The following is a 20,609-nucleotide window of genomic DNA, read 5'->3' on the forward strand; positions in this document are numbered from 1 at the left end:
CTTCAGTTCGCGAGTTCAGCCTGCATCGGGCCGCTCTTGTGTCTCGGCTTGGACACGCAGTTCCGGCCTTCAAGGACTATCAAGCCCCAGTTGTAGTCGCCAATCGCGACATCCGGGCAGTTATCGCCCGTGATATCGCCGATGGCCATGCCTTGGCGGTTGTACATGTCGGCGCCACTGGTCGTTGGAGGCACGATGCTTGCGTATACCTCAGGTTGCAGGTTGCGTTCGGCATTCTGCAGATACACGCCCATCTCGCCCCACCCTTCGTGCAATACCGCTATATCCTGGCGACCGTCCCCGTTAAGGTCGTGACCGATCATGGTGCCGGGCAAATCCAGCGATTCCATTCGGAACGGCGCCGCCAACGCCCCATCAAGCTGCAAGTAGACCCATAACGACGACACCGGAACATTGGCGTACACGGCCACGACCACATCATTCGCGCCGTCGGAATTGACGTCCGCAATCGCGACTCCCGCATTTTCCCGAGGGGAAGGATTGGGGTAGGCCACAGGCTGCTTAAAGCCGTCAACGCCGTTATGAGGAATCACCCACGCATGGAATGCCTGCCTGGATGCGATTACCAGGTCTGGGATTCCATCGGACGTCACATCGCCTATTTTCAGGTCATTGTGCCCACGTTGCGGTGTCGCCAGGTCCTGGATGCGTGCGATACCGCCGGCGCCGTCGCCAAAGTACATACGACTGGCATTGGGCATGTAGGAGCCCATGAAGTCGCCCCAATGCATGCCGATGACGTCCAAATGGCCATCACGGTTGATGTCCATCATTCCGATCTGTCGGACCGCCATGTCGCTAGGGATCATCGTGGGTGCATGGCCGGCGGGGCCGCTGACGATCAGGCAAACGCCGATTTCGGTGGCAACGGCCAGGTCGTCCTTGCCATCGTGATTCAAGTCGCCGACGGCCATCCCGCTGAAAATAGAGTTGTAGCCGGTGTTCAGATCGTAGGTTTGTCCGCGGACGAGGCCTGTCGCACCGCGGTGAAAAACCGTGACCTTGCCGCGGTTATCCGAGCCGACATAAGCCACCGCCACATCGTTCTGGCGATCGCCGTCCAGGTCACCGATAACGACGGCGCCCACTGCGTTGGTCAGCGGATAACGAACGGGGAAGGTGTATTGCAAGCCCTGCCCCGCCTGCGACGATTGCGCCGCAGTCTTCAGGTAGCCGTAGCGCGAGAACAAGGGCAAGGCGTGGCCCTGAGAAACCTCCGTTGCACCGGCCTTATCGGGCGCAGCCGGAGACGCCGGATATGCCGACCTAGCGGCGCCGCGCACGACGATGACTTCCCGATCGGACGTGCGATCATCGAAAGCGGCCGCATCTTCTGGGAAGTACAGGTCGTACAAGCCCAGCCCGAGGGCACCGGTTGCGACCAACAACAAGGCGGCGGCGGCCAACTTACGCATTCGGTTTCGCAAAATACTCTCCCCTAAGAGCAATGCGGCAAGTGAGCCATATGCCCACTTGCCTTTCCGCATTCACATATTGCGCCGGTACTCGCCACCCACGTCGTACAACGCGTGGCTGATCTGACCCAGGCTGTGGGTCTTGACCGCTTCCATCAGGCTCGCGAACACGTTCTTGCGCTCGCGCGCGGCGGCCTGCAGGCCCTTGAGGCCGTCGGCGGCGTAGGCGTTGCGGCCGGTCTGGTAGGCCAGCACGTTGTCGATCTGCTGGCCCTTCTCGCCTTCGGTGGAACGGATCAGTTCGATCTCGGTGACGATGTCGCCGCCGTGGTCCTTGGGCAGGAAGGTGTTGACGCCGACCAGCGGCAGGCTGCCGTCGTGCTTCTTGTGTTCGTAGTACAGCGACTCTTCCTGGATCTTGCCGCGCTGGTACATGGTGTCCATGGCGCCGAGCACGCCGCCGCGCTCGCTGATGGCCTCGAACTCCTTGTACACGGCCTCTTCGACGATGTCGGTGAGGTAGTCGACGGCGAAGCTGCCCTGCCAGGGGTTCTCGTTGAAGTTCAGGCCCAGCTCTTTGTTGATGATCATCTGGATCGCCACGGCGCGACGCACCGATTCCTCGGTGGGCGTGGTGATGGCTTCGTCGTAGGCGTTGGTGTGCAGGCTGTTGCAGTTGTCGAACAGCGCGTACAGGGCCTGCAGCGTGGTGCGGATGTCGTTGAACTGGATTTCCTGGGCGTGCAGCGAGCGGCCCGAGGTCTGGATGTGGTACTTCATCATCTGGCTGCGCGGATCGGCGCCGTAGCGCTCGCGCATGGCGCGGGCCCAGATGCGGCGGGCGACGCGGCCGATCACGGTGTACTCCGGGTCCATGCCGTTGCTGAAGAAGAACGACAGGTTGGGCGCGAAGTCGTCGATCTTCATGCCGCGCGCGAGGTAGTACTCGACGATGGTGAAGCCGTTGCTCAGGGTGAAGGCGAGCTGGCTGATCGGGTTCGCGCCGGCTTCGGCGATGTGGTAGCCCGAGATCGACACCGAGTAGAAGTTGCGGACGTTCTTGTCGACGAAGTACTGCTGGATGTCGCCCATCATGCGCAGGGCGAACTCGGTGCTGAAGATGCAGGTGTTCTGGGCCTGATCTTCCTTGAGGATGTCGGCCTGGACAGTGCCGCGCACGGTGGCCAGGGTGTGGTCCTTGATGCGCTGGTAGGTCTCGGGGTCGACGACCTGGTCGCCGGTGATGCCGAGCAGGCCCAGGCCGAGGCCGTCGTTGGTTTCCGGCAGCAGGCCGCCGTACTGCGGGCGCTGCTTGCCTTCGTAGAGCTTTTCGATGGTGTCGTGGGCGGCGTCCCAGCGCGCGCCGTCCTCGCGCAGGTACTTCTCGACCTGCTGGTCGATGGCGGTGTTCATGAACATCGCCAGCAGCATCGGCGCGGGGCCGTTGATGGTCATCGACACCGAGGTGGTCGGGGCGCACAGGTCGAAGCCGGAGTACAGCTTCTTCATGTCGTCCAGCGAGGCGATGTTGACGCCGGAGTTGCCGATCTTGCCGTAGATGTCCGGGCGTATCGCCGGGTCTTCGCCGTACAGGGTGACGCTGTCGAAGGCGGTGGACAGGCGCGCGGCCGGCTGGCCGACCGACAGGTAATGGAAGCGGCGGTTGGTGCGCTCGGGCGTGCCTTCGCCGGCGAACATGCGGATCGGGTCTTCGCCGGTGCGGCGGTAGGGGTACACGCCGCCGGTGTAGGGGTAGTAGCCCGGCAGGTTTTCCTTCTGCAGGAAGGTCAGCAGCTCGCCCCAGCTCTTGTAGGTGGGCGCGGCGATCTTGGGGATCTTCTGGTGGCTGAGCGAGTCGCGGTAGTTCTCGACGCGGATGGTCTTGTCGCGGACCTTGTACTCGTTGACTTCGTCGGTGATCGACTTCAGGCGCGCGGGCCAGTCGCGCAGGAGCTTGAGGGCTTCGGAGGTCAGCGATTGGACGGCGTCGTTGTAGCGCTGGCGCAGGGTCAGCAGGGTGCGGTCGACGGCAAGAGCGCCCTCATCCGCCCTGCGGGCACCTTCTCCCGCAGGCGGGAGAAGGGCATCGGCTGCGTAGAGATCCAATTGCTTGGGCAGGGCTTCGTCGCCCAGGTCGTGCAGCGACTGCCAATACGACTGCGCGCGGTCGGCGATCTCCGCTTGCGTTTCGATCTGGCGGTTGATCGCCCTGCCCTGTTCGGCGATCTCGGCCAGGTAGCGCACGCGCGCACCCGGGATCAGCACGGTGGCGCGCGGTTCCTTGAGGTCGGTGTTGACGTCCGGGGTCCAGCGCTCGGCCGGCAGCGACAGCTTCTCGCGCAGCAGGCGGCACAGGTTGGCGAACATCCAGCTGATGCCGGGGTCGTTGAACTGGCTGGCGATGGTCGGGTAGACCGGGATGTCTTCGTCCTTGGTGGTGAAAGCGACGCGGTTGCGCTTCCACTGCTTGCGCACGTCGCGCAGGGCGTCTTCGGCGCCGCGCTTGTCGAACTTGTTGAGCACGACCAGCTCGGCGTAGTCGAGCATGTCGATCTTTTCCAGCTGGCTGGGCGCGCCGAAGTCGCTGGTCATGACGTACATGGGGAAGTCGACCAGGTCGACGATCTCCGAGTCGCTCTGGCCGATGCCGGCGGTCTCGACGATGACCAGGTCGTAGCCCAGCCCCTTGAGGAAAGCGATGCAGTCCTTGAGCACGGCGTTGGTGGCCACGTGCTGGCGGCGGGTGGCCATGGAGCGCATGTAGACGCGCGGGCTGCGCAGCGAGTTCATGCGGATGCGGTCGCCGAGCAAAGCGCCGCCGGTGCGGCGGCGGGTCGGGTCGACCGAGATCACCGCGATGCGCATCTCGGGGAAATTGGCCAGGAAGCGGTTGAGCAGTTCGTCGGTGACCGAGGACTTGCCGGCGCCGCCGGTGCCGGTGATGCCGACCACCGGGGTCTTGCCGCCGGACAGCTGCCACTGCTTGCGCAGGTGGGCGAGCTGGGTTTCGTCGAGCAGGCCCTCTTCGATCGCCGACAGGGTCTTGCCGATGGTGATCTCGTCGTCGATGGCGGCCGGCTTGTCGGGCGCGGTGTCGGCGATGCGGCCGTCGTTGGCGCGCCGGATCACGTCCTCGATCATCGCCACCAGCCCCATGTGCATACCGTCGTTGGGGTGGTAGATGCGCTCGACGCCGTAGGCCTGCAGCTCGCGGATTTCCTCGGGCGTGATGGTGCCGCCGCCGCCGCCGAACACGCGGATGTGGCCGGCGCCACGCTCCTTGAGCATGTCGACCATGTACTTGAAGTACTCGACGTGGCCGCCCTGGTAGCTGGACAGCGCGATGCCGTCGGCGTCTTCCTGCAGGGCGGCGCGCACCACGTCCTCGACCGAGCGGTTATGGCCCAGATGGACCACTTCCGCGCCCTGCCCCTGGATCAGGCGCCGCATGATGTTGATCGCCGCGTCGTGGCCGTCGAACAGACTGGCGGCGGTGACGAAGCGCAACGGGGTGGCGTCGGCCTGGGCGGCGGGGACTACGGCAACGGGAGTGCTCATGGGGCGCTCAATACGAAAAACGGATAGCGCGCATTGTAGCGCGCGGGGGTGTCGGGGCTGGAGCCTGGGGACGTGCGGGCGGGTATGGGGCGCTGGACCAGGCGGCCGCCCTTGAGCTTTCTGCTTTCTGTGGGAGCGGCGTGAGCCGCGGTCCGCCACCGCACACGCCGGCGCCGCGTGGCGATTGGCTGCGACACCGCACACCGATCGCGGCTCATGCCGCTCCCACAGAGAGCCGGAGCCCGCGCCACAGCCAGAGCCGCTCACGCGCAGCGAGCTGGGCTTCAGCTAGCTGGCGTGGCACTGAACCGGCGCGGACGCGGCGTCAACAGCGCGCGCGACGCGGGCGTTGTCTGGGCTGACGGCGGATGGCGCCGGTAGCGGAGCAGGAACATGACGATGCGTCCTTGGGTATTGGCGGCGGCGGTCGCGGTGGCCGCGCTGGGTACGGTGCACGCGCCGCCGGCGCAGGCACGCGGCTACGTGGATGTGAGCGTGCGGGTGGCGCCGCCGCCGGTGCGCTACGAACGGGTGCGGGTGCGGCCGGGTTATGTGTGGGCGCCGGGCTACTGGCGCTGGACCGGGCGCCACCACGTCTGGGTCGGCGGGCACTACGTGCGGGTGCGCCCGGGCTACGCCTATGTGGCGCCGCGCTGGTACCGGCACGGGCCTGGCTGGCGCTTCAACGACGGCCACTGGGCGCGACGCTGAGTCCATCGCGGGCGTTGCGAAAACGTAACGCCCGCGACAGCTGCCCAGCGGCGCGCGGCTCGGTTACGCTCCGGCGATGACCGACGACCCCGACCTCACCCGCCTGCGCCTGGACGCCGAGCACGGTTCGCCGCAAGCCCTGTACCGGTTGGCGACCGCATTGGTGGTGCGCCATCGCCTGGACGAGGCCTGCATGTTGCACCGGCGCGCGGCCGAGGCCGGGCTGGCGAATGCGCAGATCGAGTACGCGCGCATGCTGATGTTCGGGGTGGGCACCGAGGCCGATCCCGAGCACGCGGTGGAATGGCTGCTGCGCGCGGAGTCGGTGGGCAGCCCGATCGCCGGCTACTTCCTGGCCCTGATCGCCCTGGGCGGCATGGCGCTGCCGCACGACGGGCGCACCAACGAGCGCTTGCTGGCCGCGATCCAGGCCGACTACCCGCCGGCCTTGCGTGCGGCCGCGATCCACTTCGGCCGGCGCGGCAACGAGCGCGACCAGGCCCTGTGCCTGCAACTGCTGGAACGCGGCGCGGGACGCGGCGACGTGGTCGCCGCGCGATTGCTGGCCGAACGCCTGGCGCGCGGCGAAGGCTGCCCGGCGCAGCCGCGCGCCGCCCAGGAAATTCTGCAGCAGCTGGCCGCGCACGGCGTGACGCGCCTGCCGGCCAGCACACCGCCGCCGCCGACGCTGCAGGCACCGATCGCGCCGGGCACTCTGGCCCTGGAGGAAGCGCTGCAACCACTCGCGCTCACGCCGCGCTCGTCGGCGCCGCGCGTGGCCACGGTCGACGGCCTGCTGTCGGCGGACGAATGCCGATTGCTGATCGCCACCGCGCAGCCGGCGCTGCAGCGTTCGCAGACCATCCATCCGGACACCGGCGAACCGATGCCGCACGAGCAGCGCACCAGCAGCGATTCGGCGCTGGATCCCATCGTCGAGGACCTCGCCCTGCGCGTGGTGCAGTTGCGCATGGCGCATGCGGCCGGGGTGGCGCTGCCGCAGGCCGAGCACCTGACCGTGCTGCGTTACGCGCCCGGCGAGGAGTACCGCCCGCATCGCGACTACCGCCCGCCGGGATCGCTGGAGCGCGACCGGCCCGAGGCCGGCAACCGGCTGCGCACGATCTGCGTCTACCTCAACGCGGTCGAGGCCGGAGGCGAGACCGAGTTCCCGGTCGCCGGCCTGCGCGTGGCGCCGCTGCCGGGGCGCGCGGTGATCTTCGACAACCTGCACGCGGACGGGCGGCCGGATCCGGATTCGCTGCACGCGGGTTTGCCGGTGCAGCGCGGGGAGAAGTGGTTGGCGACGCTGTGGCTGCGGGAGCGGCCGTATCGGTTGTTTTGAGGGGCGGTTAGGTATTCGGCAACGCCTGCGCGCGTGCTGCTTTGGGGTAGGAGCGGCGTGAGCCGCGACAGGGTTCCCGAGCTGGCGCCGTTGTTGCGATAGCGCGATCGCGGCTTACGCCGCTCCCACAGAAGGCAGGGCGCTGCGCCGAGGCAGGACTGTCGCAGGCTCCGTGACTGCCGCGCGCTTCTTGTGGGAGCGGCGTGAGCCGCGATTCGGTAGCCACCGGGGCGTGGCGCCGGCGCGTGCGGTGGCGCGGTCGCGGCGTGTGCCGCTCCTACAGTGAGCGGCCACAGGGCGCTTCGGCTTTGGGGTAGGAGCGGCGTGAGCCGCGACAGGGTTGCCGAGCTGGCGGGGGGCGGCCGCGGGCGCATTCATCTTCGCGCCGGACCGGGGCCGGTTCTGGCGGTTCGGCACGCATACGTAGCCGTATCCCCCGATTGCTTTAGACTGTCGCCCCTGCGGCGCCGGTAGTGCGGGCTCCGCGCAGGCGAATTCCTTCTTTTTCACCGACTTACCAGACATTCCTGGCGTTAAGCGCAACGCGCGATCCACGCCGTTTCGGAGCACCCGATGATTTTCGAAACCCTCGACACCTTCGGCCATGAGCAGGTCGTGTTCTGCCACAACAAGGACGCCGGCCTGAAGGCCATCATCGCGATCCACAACACGGTGCTGGGCCCGGCCCTGGGCGGCCTGCGCATGTGGCCGTACAAGACCGAGCAGGACGCGCTCAACGACGTGCTGCGTCTGAGCCGCGGCATGACCTACAAGAACGCGGTCGCAGGCCTGAACATCGGCGGCGGCAAGGCGGTGATCATCGGCGATCCGGCCGCCGACAAGTCCGAGGCGCTGTTCCGCGCGTTCGGCAAGTTCGTCGATTCGCTGGGCGGCCGCTACATCACCGCCGAGGACGTCGGCATCGACGTCAACGACATGGAATACGTCTACCGCGAGACCGAGTACGTCACCGGCGTGCACCAGGTCCACGGCGGTTCCGGCGACCCCTCGCCGTTCACCGCCTACGGCACCCTGCAGGGTCTGATGGCCGCGCTGAACAAGCGTTTCGGCGACGAGGAAGTCGGCAAGTACAGCTATGCCGTGCAGGGCCTGGGCCACGTCGGCATGGAGTTCGTGAAGCTGCTGAAGGAACGCGGCGCCAAGATCTTCGTCACCGACATCAACAAGGGCCTGATCGACAAGGCCGTGAGCGAGTACGGCGCCGAAGCGGTGGGCCTGGACGAGATCTACGACGTCAACGCCGACGTGTACTCGCCCTGCGCGCTGGGCGGCACGATCAACGAGCAGACCCTGCCCCGCCTGAAGGCCAAGATCATCTGCGGCGCGGCCAACAACCAGCTGGCCAACAACGCGATCGGCGACGAAGTGTCCAAGCGCGGCATCCTGTACGCGCCGGACTACGCGGTGAACGCGGGCGGCGTGATGAACGTGGCGCTGGAACTCGACGGCTACAACCGCGAGCGCGCCATGCGCATGATGCGCACGATCTACCACAACCTCGGCCGCATCTTCGAAATCGCCGAGCGCGACGCGATCCCGACCTACAAGGCCGCCGACCGCCTCGCCGAAGAGCGCATCGACGCGATCGGCAAGCTCAAGCTGCCGATGGGCCGCTCGGCCCCGAGCTTCCGGGGTCGAATCCGCGGCGGCCACTAAGCGATTCGACGACGACGGGGCCGCAAGGCCCCGTCGCTGTTTGGGCGCTACACACACATTTTGTGCAACCAGATCAGATCGACAGGAGTTCCGATGCGTCCGTTCCCCCTGGGTGAAGAGATCGATGCGCTGCGCGAGGCCGTGCGCCGCTTCGCCGAAGCCGAGATCGCGCCGCGCGCCGCGCAGATCGACCACGACAACGCGTTCCCGCAGGACCTGTGGCCCAAGCTGGGCGAGATGGGCCTGCTGGGCATGACCGTGCCGGGCGAGTACGGCGGCAGCGAAATGGGTTACCTGGCCCACCTGGTCGCGATGGAGGAGATTTCGCGCGCCTCCGGTTCGGTCGGCCTGTCCTACGGCGCCCATTCCAACCTGTGCGTGTCCAATCTGTACGCCAACGCCAACGAGGCGCAGCGCCAGAAGTACCTGCCCAAGCTGTGCACCGGCGAGTGGAAGGGCGCGCTGGCGATGAGCGAACCGGGCGCGGGTTCCGACGTGGTCGGCTCGATGAGCTGCCGCGCCGAACTCAAGGGCGAGGTCTGGGTCGCCAACGGCAACAAGATGTGGATCACCAACGGCCCCGAGGCCGACGTGCTGATCGTCTACATGCGCACCGCCGGCAAGGACAGCGGCAGCCGCTGCATGACCGCCTTCATCGTCGAGAAGGGCATGCCGGGCTTCAGCACGGCGCAGAAGTTGGACAAGCTGGGCATGCGCGGCTCCAACACCTGCGAGCTGGTGTTCGAGAACTGCGAGATCCCGGTGGCCAACGTGCTGGGCGAGGTCAACCAGGGCGTCAAGGTGCTGATGAGCGGCTTGAACACCGAGCGCCTGGTGCTCAGCGGCGGTCCGCTGGGCCTGATGCAGGCGGCGATGGACAGCGCCCTGCCCTACGTGCGCGAGCGCAAGCAGTTCGACGCGGCGATCGGCACCTTCGGCCTGATGCAGGGCAAGATCGCCGACATGTACACCGCGCTGCAGTCCAGCCGCGCGTTCGCCTACCAGGTCGCGCGCGATTACGACGCCGGCCACAAGAGCCGCGTGGATGCGGCCTCGTGCCTGCTGCACGCGTCCGACAGCGCGGTGCAGGTGGCGCTGGAAGCGATCCAGACCCTGGGCGGCAACGGCTACATCAACGAGTACCCGACCGGCCGTATCCTGCGCGACGCCAAGCTGTACGCGATCGGCGCGGGCACGAACGAGATCCGGCGCATGTTGATCGGGCGCGAGTTGTTCGACGGCAAGTCGTGAGGTAGAGCGCGCCCGCTTCGGGATGCCGGGGTGGGCGTGGGTTGTGGTGGCCGCGGCGGTGCGATTTGCTCGCCGCGGCTTTGATGCATCGGGCTGCCTGCTTTCTGTGGGGCCCGGTCTCTGTGGGAACCGCATTCCACAGGGATTTCCTTCGGTCATAGGCCGCGATCGCGCACAGCGTCGGAATCGCGGCGCCAACCATGCCTGAGCAATCGCGGCTTACGCCGCTCCCACAGGAAGCTGGGGGCGCAGGGTTGCGCTGGTGTGTGGGGTCTCGCGGTCGCGGCTTGCGCCGCTCCTACAGGGAGTGGCTGCGAAGGGCGCTTGGCTTTGGGGTAGGAGCGGCGTGAGCCGCGATCTGATCTCCGAACTCGCGTCGTAGTCGAAGGGGCGCGGTCGCGGCTTGCGCCGCTCCTACAGGGACTGGCTGGGAAGATGCTTGGCTTGCGTCGGAATCGCGGCGCCAACCATGCCTGAGCAATCGCGGCTTACGCCGCTCCCACAGGAAGCTGGGGGGCGCAGGGTGGCGTCGGTGTGTGGGGTCTCATGGTCGCGGCTTGCGCCGCTCCTACAGAGAGTGGCTGGAAAGATGCTTGGCTTGCGTCGGAATCGCGGCGCCAACCATGCCTGAGCAATCGCGGCTTACGCCGCTCCCACAGGAAGCTGGGGGCGCAGGGTGGCGCCGGTGTGTGGGGTCTCGTGGTCGCGGCTTGCGCCGCTCCTACAGGGAGTGGCTGGGAAGATGCTTGGCTTTGGGGTAGGAGCGGCGTGAGCCGCGACCTGGTCTCCGAGCTCGCGTCGTAGTCGAAGTGGCGCGGTCGCGGCTGGCGCCGCTCCTACCTCGAGACGTCGGGACAGCCCGGCGGTACCGGCCGGCCGCCCCAAGGCCGGCGCATTCGGGCGCAGTTACCTTCGTGGGCGTTTCGTTGGCGTACACCAAGCTGAGCGGGATTGCGAAGGTTTCGTTAGTTCGCTCTCAGCGGCCCCTGCGACGCAATCCACAGTTTCGATGCCTCGCCCGACCCGTGCCGGGCCGGGCTTCGACCCACCCGAACCGGGCCCTTTCCGGCATTTGCGGCAGTGCAGCATCGGGTCGCATAATCGGAAAGTTCCGGCCCCCGCGCCGGCCGCACTATTCCGGAGTCCGCCATGAGCGACATCGTCATCGTCGGTGCCAAGCGCACCGCCATCGGTTCCTTCCTCGGCCAATTCACCGGCGTCCCGACCCCGACCCTGGGCAGCGCCGCGATCTCGGCCGCGCTCGAGCAGGCCGGCGTGGCCGCCGACCAGGTCGACGAGGTGATCATGGGCTGCGTGCTGCCCGCCGGCCTCGGCCAGGCGCCGGCGCGCCAGGCCGCCCTGGGCGCCAACCTGCCGACCGCGGCGGGCTGTACCACCATCAACAAGGTCTGCGGCTCGGGCATGAAGGCGATCATGCTGGGCCACGACCTGATCAAGGCCGGCTCGGCCAAGGTCGTGGTGGCCGGCGGCATGGAGTCGATGACCAATGCCCCGCACCTGCTCAACAACTCGCGCACCGGCATCCGCTACGGCAGCACCGAGATGCTCGACCACATGGCCTGGGACGGTCTGACCAATCCCTATGACGGCAAGGCCATGGGCGTGTTCGGCGACGCCACCTGCGCTTCCTACGGCTACGACCGCGCCGCGATCGACGCCTACTCCGAGGAGAGCGTCAAGCGCGCCCAGGCCGCGATCGCCAGCGGCGCCTTCAAGGACGAGATCGTCCCGGTCACGGTCAAGGGCCGCAAGGGCGATGTCGTGGTCGACAGCGACGAAGAGCCGGGCAAGATCGACGTCAGCAAGATCCCGGGCCTACGCCCGGCCTTCGGCAAGGACGGCGTGCTCACCGCCGCCGCCTCCTCGAAGATTTCCGACGGCGCCGCCGCCGCGGTGCTGATGTCGGCCGACGACGCCGCCGCGCGCGGGCTCAAGCCGCTGGCGCGCATCGTCGCCCACGCCGGCCATGCCCAGGCCCCGGAATGGTTCACCACCGCCCCGGTGAAAGCGATTTCAAACGTGCTCGAAAAGGCCGGCTGGACGGTCGCCGATGTCGACCTGTTCGAGGTCAATGAAGCGTTCTCGGTGGTCGCCATGGCGCCCATGAAGGACCTCGGCATCCCGCACGAGAAGCTCAACGTCAACGGCGGCGCGGTCGCCCTGGGCCACCCGATCGGCGCCAGCGGCGCGCGTCTGGTGGTCACCCTGCTGAACGCCCTGCGCGCCCGCGGCGGCAAGCGCGGCGTGGCCTCGCTGTGCATCGGCGGTGGCGAGGCGACGGCGATCGCGGTCGAGCTCCTGTAAAAAGTTAAAAACGCGTTGTGCAAAAAAAACCGGCCAGCCGCTTGACACGCGTCACTGGCTTGTCATCATGTTATCGGCGCGCAACTGCGCGTTGCCTAACTAATCGACGAGGAAACCGAATCATGACTTTCAACAAGGCGCTGCTCGCCCTGGCTCTGGGCCTGGCCCTGGCCGCTTGCTCGAACCAGAAGCAGGCTGATGACGCTGCTGCTGATGCCGCCGCTGCTTCGACCGAAGCCCAGGCCACCGCCGACGCCGCTGCCGCTACCGGCGACGCCGCCGCTGCCGACGCTGCTCAGGCTGCTGCCGACACGGCCGCTACCGCTGCCGACGCCGCCGCCACCTCGGCCGACGCGACCGCCGCTGCCGCTACCCCGGCCGCTGCTGACGCCGCTGCCGACGCCGCTGGCAAGGCTGCTGACGCTGCCGCCGACGCCGCTTCGGCCGCCACCCAGGCGACCGACGCTGCTAAGGAAGAGCCGAAGAAGTAATGCCCACCTCGGTTCGCTAGAACCGAACGGGTATGCAAGTCTGGAAGAGCCGCCGGTTTACCGGCGGCTTTTCCGTAGCTGAACAGTGGTCAGTGAACGATAGAACCGGCACAGCCCGGGTCGCTGCGCGCACTGGCGTTGCCTGATGTACATCCGATTTTTCAGACAACTCCTCCGGAGACAACCATGAACACCAAGCTCCACGTCCTCCTCGCCGTCGCCGTCCTGGCTCTGTCGGCTTGCACCAACAACACCGACGCTGCGAAGGACGAGGCCGCTCAGGCCGCGACCGCCGCCGAGCAGGCTGGCGACGCCGCCGCTCAGGCCGCTGACGCTGCCGGCACCGCCGTCGCCGAAGGCGCCGACGCCGCCGCTGCCGCCACCGGCGAAGCCGCTGCCGAAGCCGGTGCCGCTGTGAACAACGCTGCCGACGCCGCTGGCGCCGCTGCCGCCGACGCCGCTGCCGGCGCCGCCGCTGCGACCGCCGACGCTGCCAACGCCACCGCCGACGCCGCTCAGAAGGTCGCCGACAAGGCCGACGCCGCTGCGACCGAAGCGAAGAAGGAAGAAGCGAAGAAGTAATTCTTCACGCTTCCGCGCAATACCGAGAGGCCCGCGCAAGCGGGCCTTTCTTTTTGTGCCCCAGGTATGCGCCGCCCTGCTCCGTACGCCGGCGCCCGGTCGCGCGCCGGCGAAAGCGTCATTGGCCGGCGCCTACGCTTTGTGGTTTGATGCCGCGTCTTTCGAACAGCCCGCATCGATGCCCGCGATCACCTCCCAGCTCGACCCGCGCTCGCAGGATTTCCGCGACAACGCGGCCTATCACCAGGCCCTGGTCGAGGAACTCGACGCCCGCCTCGCCCGCGCCGCGCACGGCGGCGGCGACAAGGCCCGCGACAAGCACACCGAACGCGGCAAGCTGCTTGCGCGCGACCGCATCGCCGCGCTGCTGGACCCGGGCTCGCCGTTCCTGGAGATCGCGCCGCTGGCCGCCGAGGGCATGTACGACGGCGCCGCGCCGGCCGCGGGCATGGTCGCCGGCATCGGCCGGGTCCAGGGCCAGGAAGTGGTGATCGTGGCCAACGACGCCACGGTCAAGGGCGGCACCTACTTCCCGATGACGGTGAAGAAGCACCTGCGCGCGCAGGAAGTGGCGCGCGAGAACCGCCTGCCCTGCATCTACCTGGTCGACTCCGGCGGCGCCTTCCTGCCGCTGCAGGACGAGGTGTTTCCGGACAAGGAGCACTTCGGCCGCATCTTCTACAACCAGGCCCGTCTGAGCGCGGAGAACATCCCGCAGATCGCCGTGGTCATGGGCAGCTGCACCGCCGGCGGCGCCTACGTGCCGGCGATGTGCGACGAGTCGATCATCGTCAAGGAACAGGGCACGATCTTCCTCGGCGGTCCGCCGCTGGTGAAGGCCGCGACCGGCGAAGTCGTCGATGCCGAGGCCTTGGGCGGCGCCGAGGTCCACACCAGCGTGTCCGGCGTGGCCGACCACTTCGCCCAGGACGACCGCCACGCGCTGCAGATCGCGCGCGAGATCGTCGGCAACCTCAACCGCCGCAAGACCCTGCCGGTGACCGTGCAGGCCGCGCGCGAGCCGCTGTACGCGGCCGAAGAGCTGTACGGCATCGTGCCCAAGGACACCCGCCGCCCGTTCGACATCCGCGAGGTGATCGCGCGCATCGTCGACGGCAGCGACCTGCACGAGTTCAAGGCGCGCTACGCCAAGACCCTGGTGACCGGTTTCGCCCACGTGCACGGCTACCCGGTCGGCATCGTCGCCAACAACGGCATCCTGTTCGCCGAGAGCGCGCTCAAGGGCGCGCACTTCATCGAACTGTGCAACCAGCGCGGCATCCCGCTGGTGTTCCTGCAGAACATCACCGGCTTCATGGTCGGCAAGAAGTACGAGAACGCGGGCATCGCCAAGGACGGGGCCAAGATGGTGACCGCGGTGGCCTGCTCGCACGTGCCCAAGTTCACCGTGGTGATCGGCGGCAGCTTCGGCGCCGGCAACTACGCCATGTGCGGCCGCGCCTACGGGGCGCGCTTCCTGTGGATGTGGCCGAACGCGCGCATCAGCGTGATGGGCGGCGAACAGGCCGCCTCGGTGCTGGCCACGGTTCGCCGCGACGGCATCGAGGCCGCCGGCAAGGTGTGGACGCCGGACGAGGAAGAAGCCTTCAAGGCGCCGATCCGCGATCAGTACGAATCGCAGGGCAACCCCTACTACGCCAGCGCGCGCCTGTGGGACGACGGCATCATCGACCCGGCCGACACCCGGCGCGTGCTCGGCCTGGGCCTGTCGGCCAGCCTCAACGCGCCTATCGAGGACCGCACGCGCTTCGGCGTGTTCCGGATGTAACCCCGTGGGGCCGCCGCGCAGCCGACGCCAGCGCCGGCCGGGTTGCGGCCCGGTCGAACCGCGGCCGACGGGCGAGCTTCGGCGCGGGCGCGGTCCGTGGCCGCGCCGCGCGCAGTTGCGCGAGCGCGCGGCGCTGTATCTACTCGAACCGCGCGCAGGAGGCGCGATGTCCCGACCGCCCGTGGTCGGCGGACGCGACGCCTGCGAGCCAAGTCCCGACTAACCCTGACCCGCGCGCCCGCCCATGATCGTCGGCATCGACCTCGGCACCACCCATTCCCTGATCGGCAGCTACGGCCCGGACGGCCCGCGCCTGATCCCGAACGCCCTGGGCGAGCTGCTCACGCCGTCGGTGGTCAGCGTGGACGACGACGGCGCCATCATCGTCGGCCGCGCCGCCCAGGAGCGCATGGTCTCGCACCCGCAGCGCAGCGTCGGCGCGTTCAAGCGCTGGATGGGCACCGACCGTCGCACCGCGCTGGGCAAACATGCGTTCCGGCCCGAGGAGCTGTCGGCGCTGATCCTGAAGTCGCTGCTGGCCGACGCCGAGGCGCAGCTGGGCCGCAAGATCGAGGAGGCAGTGATCAGCGTGCCGGCCTACTTCTCCGACAGCCAGCGCAAGGCCACGCGCATCGCCGGCGAGCTGGCCGGAATCCGGGTCGAACGCCTGATCAACGAACCCACCGCGGCCGCGCTGGCCTACGGCCTGCAGCAGCGCAGCGAGGGCCGCTACCTGGTGTTCGACCTCGGCGGCGGCACCTTCGACGTGTCGATCCTGGAAATGTACGACGGGGTGATGGAGGTCCACGCCAGCGCCGGCGACAACTTCCTCGGCGGCGAGGACTTCTCGCGCTGCATGCGCGACGCCTTCTTGCGCGACAACGAGCTCGGCCTGGACGCCCTGACGCTGGCCGAACTGGCGCAGCTGGAGCGCCGCCTGGAGCTGGCCAAGCGCGAGCTGGCGCACGGCCATCAGGCCGAGGTCGAGCTGGTGCTGCGCGGCCAGCCGCGGCGCTGGCGCATGGACGAGCACGCCTTCGCCCAGCTCTGCGACCCGCTGGTGCAGCGCTTGCGCGCGCCGCTGGAGCGCGCCATGCGCGACGCCAAGCTGCGTCCGGACCAGCTCGACGAGATCGTGCTAGTCGGCGGCGCCTCGCGCATGCCGCTGGCCGCGCGTCTGGTCTCGCGCATGTTCGGGCGCCTGCCGCTGCGCCACGTCAATCCGGACGAGGCCATCGCGATGGGCGCCTGCGTGGCGGCCGGCATGAAGGCGCGCGACGAATCGCTGGAGGAGATCATCCTCACCGACGTCTGTCCGCACACCCTGGGCGTGAACACCTCCGAGGAAACCGGCAACGGCCAGCTCGCCAACGGCATCTTCTCGCCGATCATCCACCGCAACAGCACGGTGCCGGTGAGCCGGGTCGAGCGCTACTACCCGTTGCGCGACGGCCAGCGCCAGGTCGAATTCGAGATCTACCAGGGCGAAAGCCCGCGGGTGGAAAACAACGTGCGCCTGGGCAGCGTCGCGATCGACATCCCGCCCAAGCGCCGCAACGAGAACCCGGTCGACATCCGCTTCACCTACGACATCAACGGGCTGCTGCAGGTCGAGGCCACCGCGCTGTCGACCGGCCTGACCCGTGAAGTGGTGCTGGAGAAGAACCCCGGCGTGCTCAGCCCCGACGAGATCCGCGCGCGCCTGGCGGTGCTGGAGGCGCTCAAGGTGCATCCGCGCGACCAGCAGGAGAACATCGCCCTGATCGCGCGCGCCGAGCGCCTGTACGAGGAACTGCTGTGGGCGCGCGAGCAGCTGCAGTCGGCCTTGGTGCGCTTCCGCGCCGTGCTCGACGCCCAGGACCTGCGCGATATCGCCGAGCACCGCATCGAGCTGGCCGCCTTCCTCGACCACGTCGAGGCCCAGGGCTACGCGTGATCGCGTTCGAGCGCCTGGGGCTGGAGCGCGACGCCGACGAAGCGCAGATCCGGCGCGCCTACGCGCGCGAGCTGCGCGGCGCCCGGCCCGACGAAAACCCGGTCGCGTTCCAGGAACTCCACCAAGCCTATCGCCAGTGTCTGGAGTACGCCGCATGGCGCGCCAGCGGCGGTGAGGACTGGGACGAGGAAGACTGGACCGACGAAGTCGACGACGAAGCCGCCGAGTCGCCGCGCCCCGAAGCGGCCTCCGCCGACGCGCCTACGCAGGTGCCGCCCGAAGCCCTGGCCGCCGCTTTGGCGCTGGACCGTCAGTTAGCCGAAGCAGACGAGACCGAAGCGCGCGCGATGGCGCCTGCGGTGGGCGTCGAAGCCGGCTTCGACGCCGAGGCTTTCATCGCCGAACTGTTCGAAGTCTCCAGCGTCGGCAGCGGCGCCGACGTGCATCGCTGGCTGCAGGCGCATCCGGCCTTCTACGCCGTCGGCGCGCGCGAGGCGCTGGCGCCTGCGGTGCTGAACGCGCTGATCGATGCGCCCGACCTGCCGCCGCGCCACCTGGCCGCCCTGCTCCACTTCTTCGGCCTGGACGAGGTAGGACACGCGCGCGACTGGCTGACACCGCAGATCGCCGCCTTGCAACAGCGCGCCCGCCTCACACCCGAGCACACGGCGGCGGCCAACGAGCTGTTCGGCCAACCCAAGCCCATCGACGACGACGGCGGTCGCCCGATGTTCTGGACGATCTGGGTCGGCATCATGCTCGTCGTCGGCCTGGTCCGTTGCGGCTCGGCGGTACTGCACTGATGCGCGATCCTTTCGCCGTACTGGGCCTGGATCGCGACGCCGACGAGCGCGCGATCAAGCGCGCGTACGCGCAGCGCCTGCGCCTGACGCGGCCGGACGACGACCCGGCTGCTTTCCAGGCTTTGAACGAGGCCTACCGGCGTTGTTTGGAAATAGCGGCGGTGCTAACGGAATGGGAAGACGAAGACGACGCTCCTAACGGAGACGCGCTCGTCGATACCGATCGTTTCAACACCACCCTGGGCTACGACGCCCTGCTGGCCACGACCGGCGCGCCGTCTGCGGACGCCCAGGAAACCCTGAAACCCGACGAGATCGAACGTTTCGATGCGGAAGGCTTTCTGGCCGAGCTGATCCGACGCGCCCAGCACGATTCCAAAAGCAGCATCGAACACTGGCTGCGCGAGCTGCCGGCGCTGTACGCCCTGAACCTCAAATCGGCGCTGCGCGGGCCGGTGGCGCTGGAGATGTCGCAGGCCGATCCGCCGCCGCGCGCCACCAACGCGCGCGTCGTGGTGGCGTTCTTCGGCTTGGACATGGTCTCGCCCAGCGACACCTGGCTGTACGCGCAGGCGGCGTATGTGCTGCGGCGCGCGCAAGCCGTGGAGGACTACGACTACGAGATCGCATGTCTGCGCGGCGAACACACGACCTTCGTCGATCGCCTCCTGGTGCGCGAGCTCGAAGGTCCGACGCATTGGCTGCGCCGCGTGTTCATCGCGCTGATCCCCGGCCTGCCATCGCGCACGCTGGCCTGGTGGCGTCACCTGTCCGCGATAGGCGCCGACCTCGCGGAAGAGCGCCTGGATCCGAAAGCGATCGCCTTCTGGGACGGCGCGACCGACCGCACGCGTCTGGACTGGCGCCGGGCGCTTATCGGGTGCGTGCGGGTCGCTTTGTACTGCCTACTGCTGGTGAGCCTGATCGCGGTGTTGCGGGGCGATCGCGATTTCCTGGGCCTGGCCTTGCGCGAAAGCGCTATCGTCACCGCGATCTGGTTGCTGTGGATATCGGGCAACGTCGGCACGCGCCGACTGGTAGCGGCGATCGAACGGGGCACCGGCTGGGACGGGCCGTTGACGCTGGCACTGCCCTGCCTGACCGCGGCCTTGGCGCTGCAATCGGCGCAACCGGAAGTCTCGATGCTGCTGTCGGGCATGGTGCTGATCGGCTGGACCAGCGCACGCATGCCCGGGACACGGCGCGAGATGGTGCTGGCCGGCCTGTTCTGCGGCGTGGCCGTGCTGCCCACGCTGAGCACGACCGATCACCCTGCCATAGCGGTCGCAATGGGCGCAGCGATGCCGATCGCCACCGATATCCTGTACGCGGCGCTGCGTCGCGTCCCATTGGACGAAGTCCGCCGCCGTTCGGCCTGGTTGTGGCCGCTGTTTGGCCTGGCGTTGGCCGCGTTGATAGTGATCTCGATCTACGCGCCCTGAATGCGTCGCGCCCACGAACATTGGCGCTGCCCTATTCATCGTCCTGAAAAATTTCTGAACCATTCTGGCCTCGCACCGGATGCAAAGCTGCGGTACGAAGCGTGCAAATCCGCGTTGTTGTTGGCGGTGCGCAATCGGCGCCGAAACTGAATCCGCGATGTGCGTTTTCGCTGTGCGGATTGGTGAGGCGCATCACATCGGTCGCGTTGTATCAGCGTGTTAGGCTCCAAAGCTCAACCTCGCTGTTACCCGTTCTTCACCCGAACGTTCCCCCGAACTAGAGGACGCCGCGTCATGGCCATTTTCAATCAGCCCAACCCGCCCAAGCGTGAGACGCTTCCGCCGCTGCAGCCGGAGACCGCACTCAAGCGCGAGCCGGACACGGCCAACGAGATCAACTTCGGCCAGGCTTCGACGCCGGCACCCGCGCCGTTCGCCAACACCGCGCCTTCGCCCTCTTACGCGGCCAAGCCGGCCGAGCGCGAAGGCGGCAAGGAATCGCTGATCGCGTCCGACCTGTCGATCGAAGGCAAGATCCAGGGCTCGGGCCATATCCGCATCGCCGGCCGCTTCAAGGGCGACGTGCAGGTCGACGGCGATCTCACCATCGAAGTCGGCGCCAAGTTGAACGGCGGCGTGAGCGCGCGCAAGGTCGTGATCGCGGGCGAGCTCGAAGGCAACATCAACGCGGCGCAGCGCGTCGAGCTGCTGGAAAGCGGCAGCATGGTCGGCGACGTCAAGGCCGGCGTGGTCACCGTCGCACCGGGTTCGCGCATGCGCGGCCAGGTCGAGTTCGGCTTCGACGACAAGGACAGCAAATCCAGCGGCGACAAGGGCGGCAAGTCCGACGCCGCCGGCAAGTCGGAGAACGGCGCCGGCGCATGAACGCCGCACGCCCGGGCCTGCCCGGGGCGACGCGCACCTGTCCGCACTGCAAGACGACCATCCTCGACAGCGCGAACGTCTGCCCCGCCTGCAAGCACCATCTCAAGTTCGACCCCGAGGCGCTGCAACACGCGGCGGCGAAGTTTTCGCCGCTGCATGTCGAAGGCACGATCCACGCGCCCGCCGAGGGCGCGTGGGAGTACACCATGCTGCTGTCGATCCGCGACGAGGACGGCCATGAGGTCACCCGCCAGGTGGTCGGCGTGGGCGCCATGTTTCCGGGCGAGCAACGCACGTTCACCCTAGCCGTCGAGGCAGTCGCCGCGACCGGCTACAAGGCGGTCAAGCGCAAGCGCTGATCCGCTATCCCTATCACGC

At 68.0% G+C, this 20,609-nt stretch carries 15 protein-coding genes; 13 read left to right on the top strand and 2 right to left on the bottom strand.

The features are described 5' to 3' along the window. Nucleotides 1-2: 2 nt before the first annotated feature. Nucleotides 3-1,436, bottom strand: a complete 1,434-nt coding sequence (locus BMZ45_RS08110) for an FG-GAP repeat domain-containing protein (protein ID WP_175488994.1) — start codon at nucleotides 1,434-1,436, stop codon at nucleotides 3-5. Between the two features lie 72 nt (nucleotides 1,437-1,508). Further along, a complete protein-coding gene (locus tag BMZ45_RS08115) occupies nucleotides 1,509-4,994 on the bottom strand; it encodes a methylmalonyl-CoA mutase family protein (protein ID WP_091634874.1) in 3,486 nt (1,161 codons plus the stop codon). A 393-nt stretch (nucleotides 4,995-5,387) separates the two neighbouring features. On the opposite strand from BMZ45_RS08115, the gene BMZ45_RS08120 reads away from it, so the two are divergent. From BMZ45_RS08120 to BMZ45_RS08180, 13 genes are all read left to right on the top strand, one after another. After that, nucleotides 5,388-5,705, top strand: coding sequence for a YXWGXW repeat-containing protein (locus BMZ45_RS08120; RefSeq protein WP_091634876.1), 318 nt, complete (start codon nucleotides 5,388-5,390; stop codon nucleotides 5,703-5,705). A 76-nt stretch (nucleotides 5,706-5,781) separates the two neighbouring features. Further along, nucleotides 5,782-7,050, top strand: coding sequence for a 2OG-Fe(II) oxygenase (locus BMZ45_RS08125; protein ID WP_091634880.1), 1,269 nt, complete (start codon nucleotides 5,782-5,784; stop codon nucleotides 7,048-7,050). A gap of 573 nt (nucleotides 7,051-7,623) precedes the next feature. Continuing rightward, nucleotides 7,624-8,727, top strand: a complete 1,104-nt coding sequence (locus BMZ45_RS08130; protein ID WP_056173918.1) for a Glu/Leu/Phe/Val dehydrogenase dimerization domain-containing protein — start codon at nucleotides 7,624-7,626, stop codon at nucleotides 8,725-8,727. Between the two features lie 93 nt (nucleotides 8,728-8,820). Further along, nucleotides 8,821-9,978: an isovaleryl-CoA dehydrogenase gene (locus BMZ45_RS08135; protein ID WP_091634883.1), complete on the top strand. Its 1,158-nt coding sequence runs from the start codon at nucleotides 8,821-8,823 to the stop codon at nucleotides 9,976-9,978. A 1,149-nt stretch (nucleotides 9,979-11,127) separates the two neighbouring features. Further along, nucleotides 11,128-12,303: a thiolase family protein gene (locus tag BMZ45_RS08140; RefSeq protein ID WP_091634886.1), complete on the top strand. Its 1,176-nt coding sequence runs from the start codon at nucleotides 11,128-11,130 to the stop codon at nucleotides 12,301-12,303. 122 nt (nucleotides 12,304-12,425) lie between these two features. Beyond that, nucleotides 12,426-12,794, top strand: a complete 369-nt coding sequence (locus BMZ45_RS08145; RefSeq protein WP_091634888.1) for a hypothetical protein — start codon at nucleotides 12,426-12,428, stop codon at nucleotides 12,792-12,794. A gap of 186 nt (nucleotides 12,795-12,980) precedes the next feature. Further along, complete coding sequence (locus BMZ45_RS08150) at nucleotides 12,981-13,376, top strand: hypothetical protein (protein ID WP_091634891.1); 396 nt, start codon at nucleotides 12,981-12,983, stop codon at nucleotides 13,374-13,376. Nucleotides 13,377-13,554: 178 nt separating this feature from the next. Further along, nucleotides 13,555-15,165 (top strand): carboxyl transferase domain-containing protein, encoded by a 1,611-nt coding sequence (locus BMZ45_RS08155; protein WP_091634894.1) that lies wholly within the window; start codon nucleotides 13,555-13,557, stop codon nucleotides 15,163-15,165. 244 nt (nucleotides 15,166-15,409) lie between these two features. Continuing rightward, nucleotides 15,410-17,101: a molecular chaperone HscC gene (locus BMZ45_RS08160; RefSeq protein ID WP_091634897.1), complete on the top strand. Its 1,692-nt coding sequence runs from the start codon at nucleotides 15,410-15,412 to the stop codon at nucleotides 17,099-17,101. Then, nucleotides 17,098-17,904 (top strand): J domain-containing protein, encoded by an 807-nt coding sequence (locus BMZ45_RS08165; RefSeq protein ID WP_091634900.1) that lies wholly within the window; start codon nucleotides 17,098-17,100, stop codon nucleotides 17,902-17,904. Before BMZ45_RS08160 ends, BMZ45_RS08165 begins: the two co-directional genes overlap by 4 nt. Next, on the top strand, nucleotides 17,904-19,346 hold the full coding sequence (locus BMZ45_RS21970; RefSeq protein WP_091634904.1) for a J domain-containing protein: 1,443 nt from the start codon (nucleotides 17,904-17,906) through the stop codon (nucleotides 19,344-19,346). Before BMZ45_RS08165 ends, BMZ45_RS21970 begins: the two co-directional genes overlap by 1 nt. Before the next feature lie 294 nt (nucleotides 19,347-19,640). Then, nucleotides 19,641-20,231, top strand: a complete 591-nt coding sequence (locus tag BMZ45_RS08175; RefSeq protein WP_091634907.1) for a bactofilin family protein — start codon at nucleotides 19,641-19,643, stop codon at nucleotides 20,229-20,231. Beyond that, nucleotides 20,228-20,590 (top strand): hypothetical protein, encoded by a 363-nt coding sequence (locus BMZ45_RS08180; protein ID WP_091634910.1) that lies wholly within the window; start codon nucleotides 20,228-20,230, stop codon nucleotides 20,588-20,590. Before BMZ45_RS08175 ends, BMZ45_RS08180 begins: the two co-directional genes overlap by 4 nt. Nucleotides 20,591-20,609: the final 19 nt, after the last annotated feature.

This window comes from Lysobacter sp. cf310 (assembly GCF_900114355.1).
GTDB lineage: Bacteria > Pseudomonadota > Gammaproteobacteria > Xanthomonadales > Xanthomonadaceae > Lysobacter.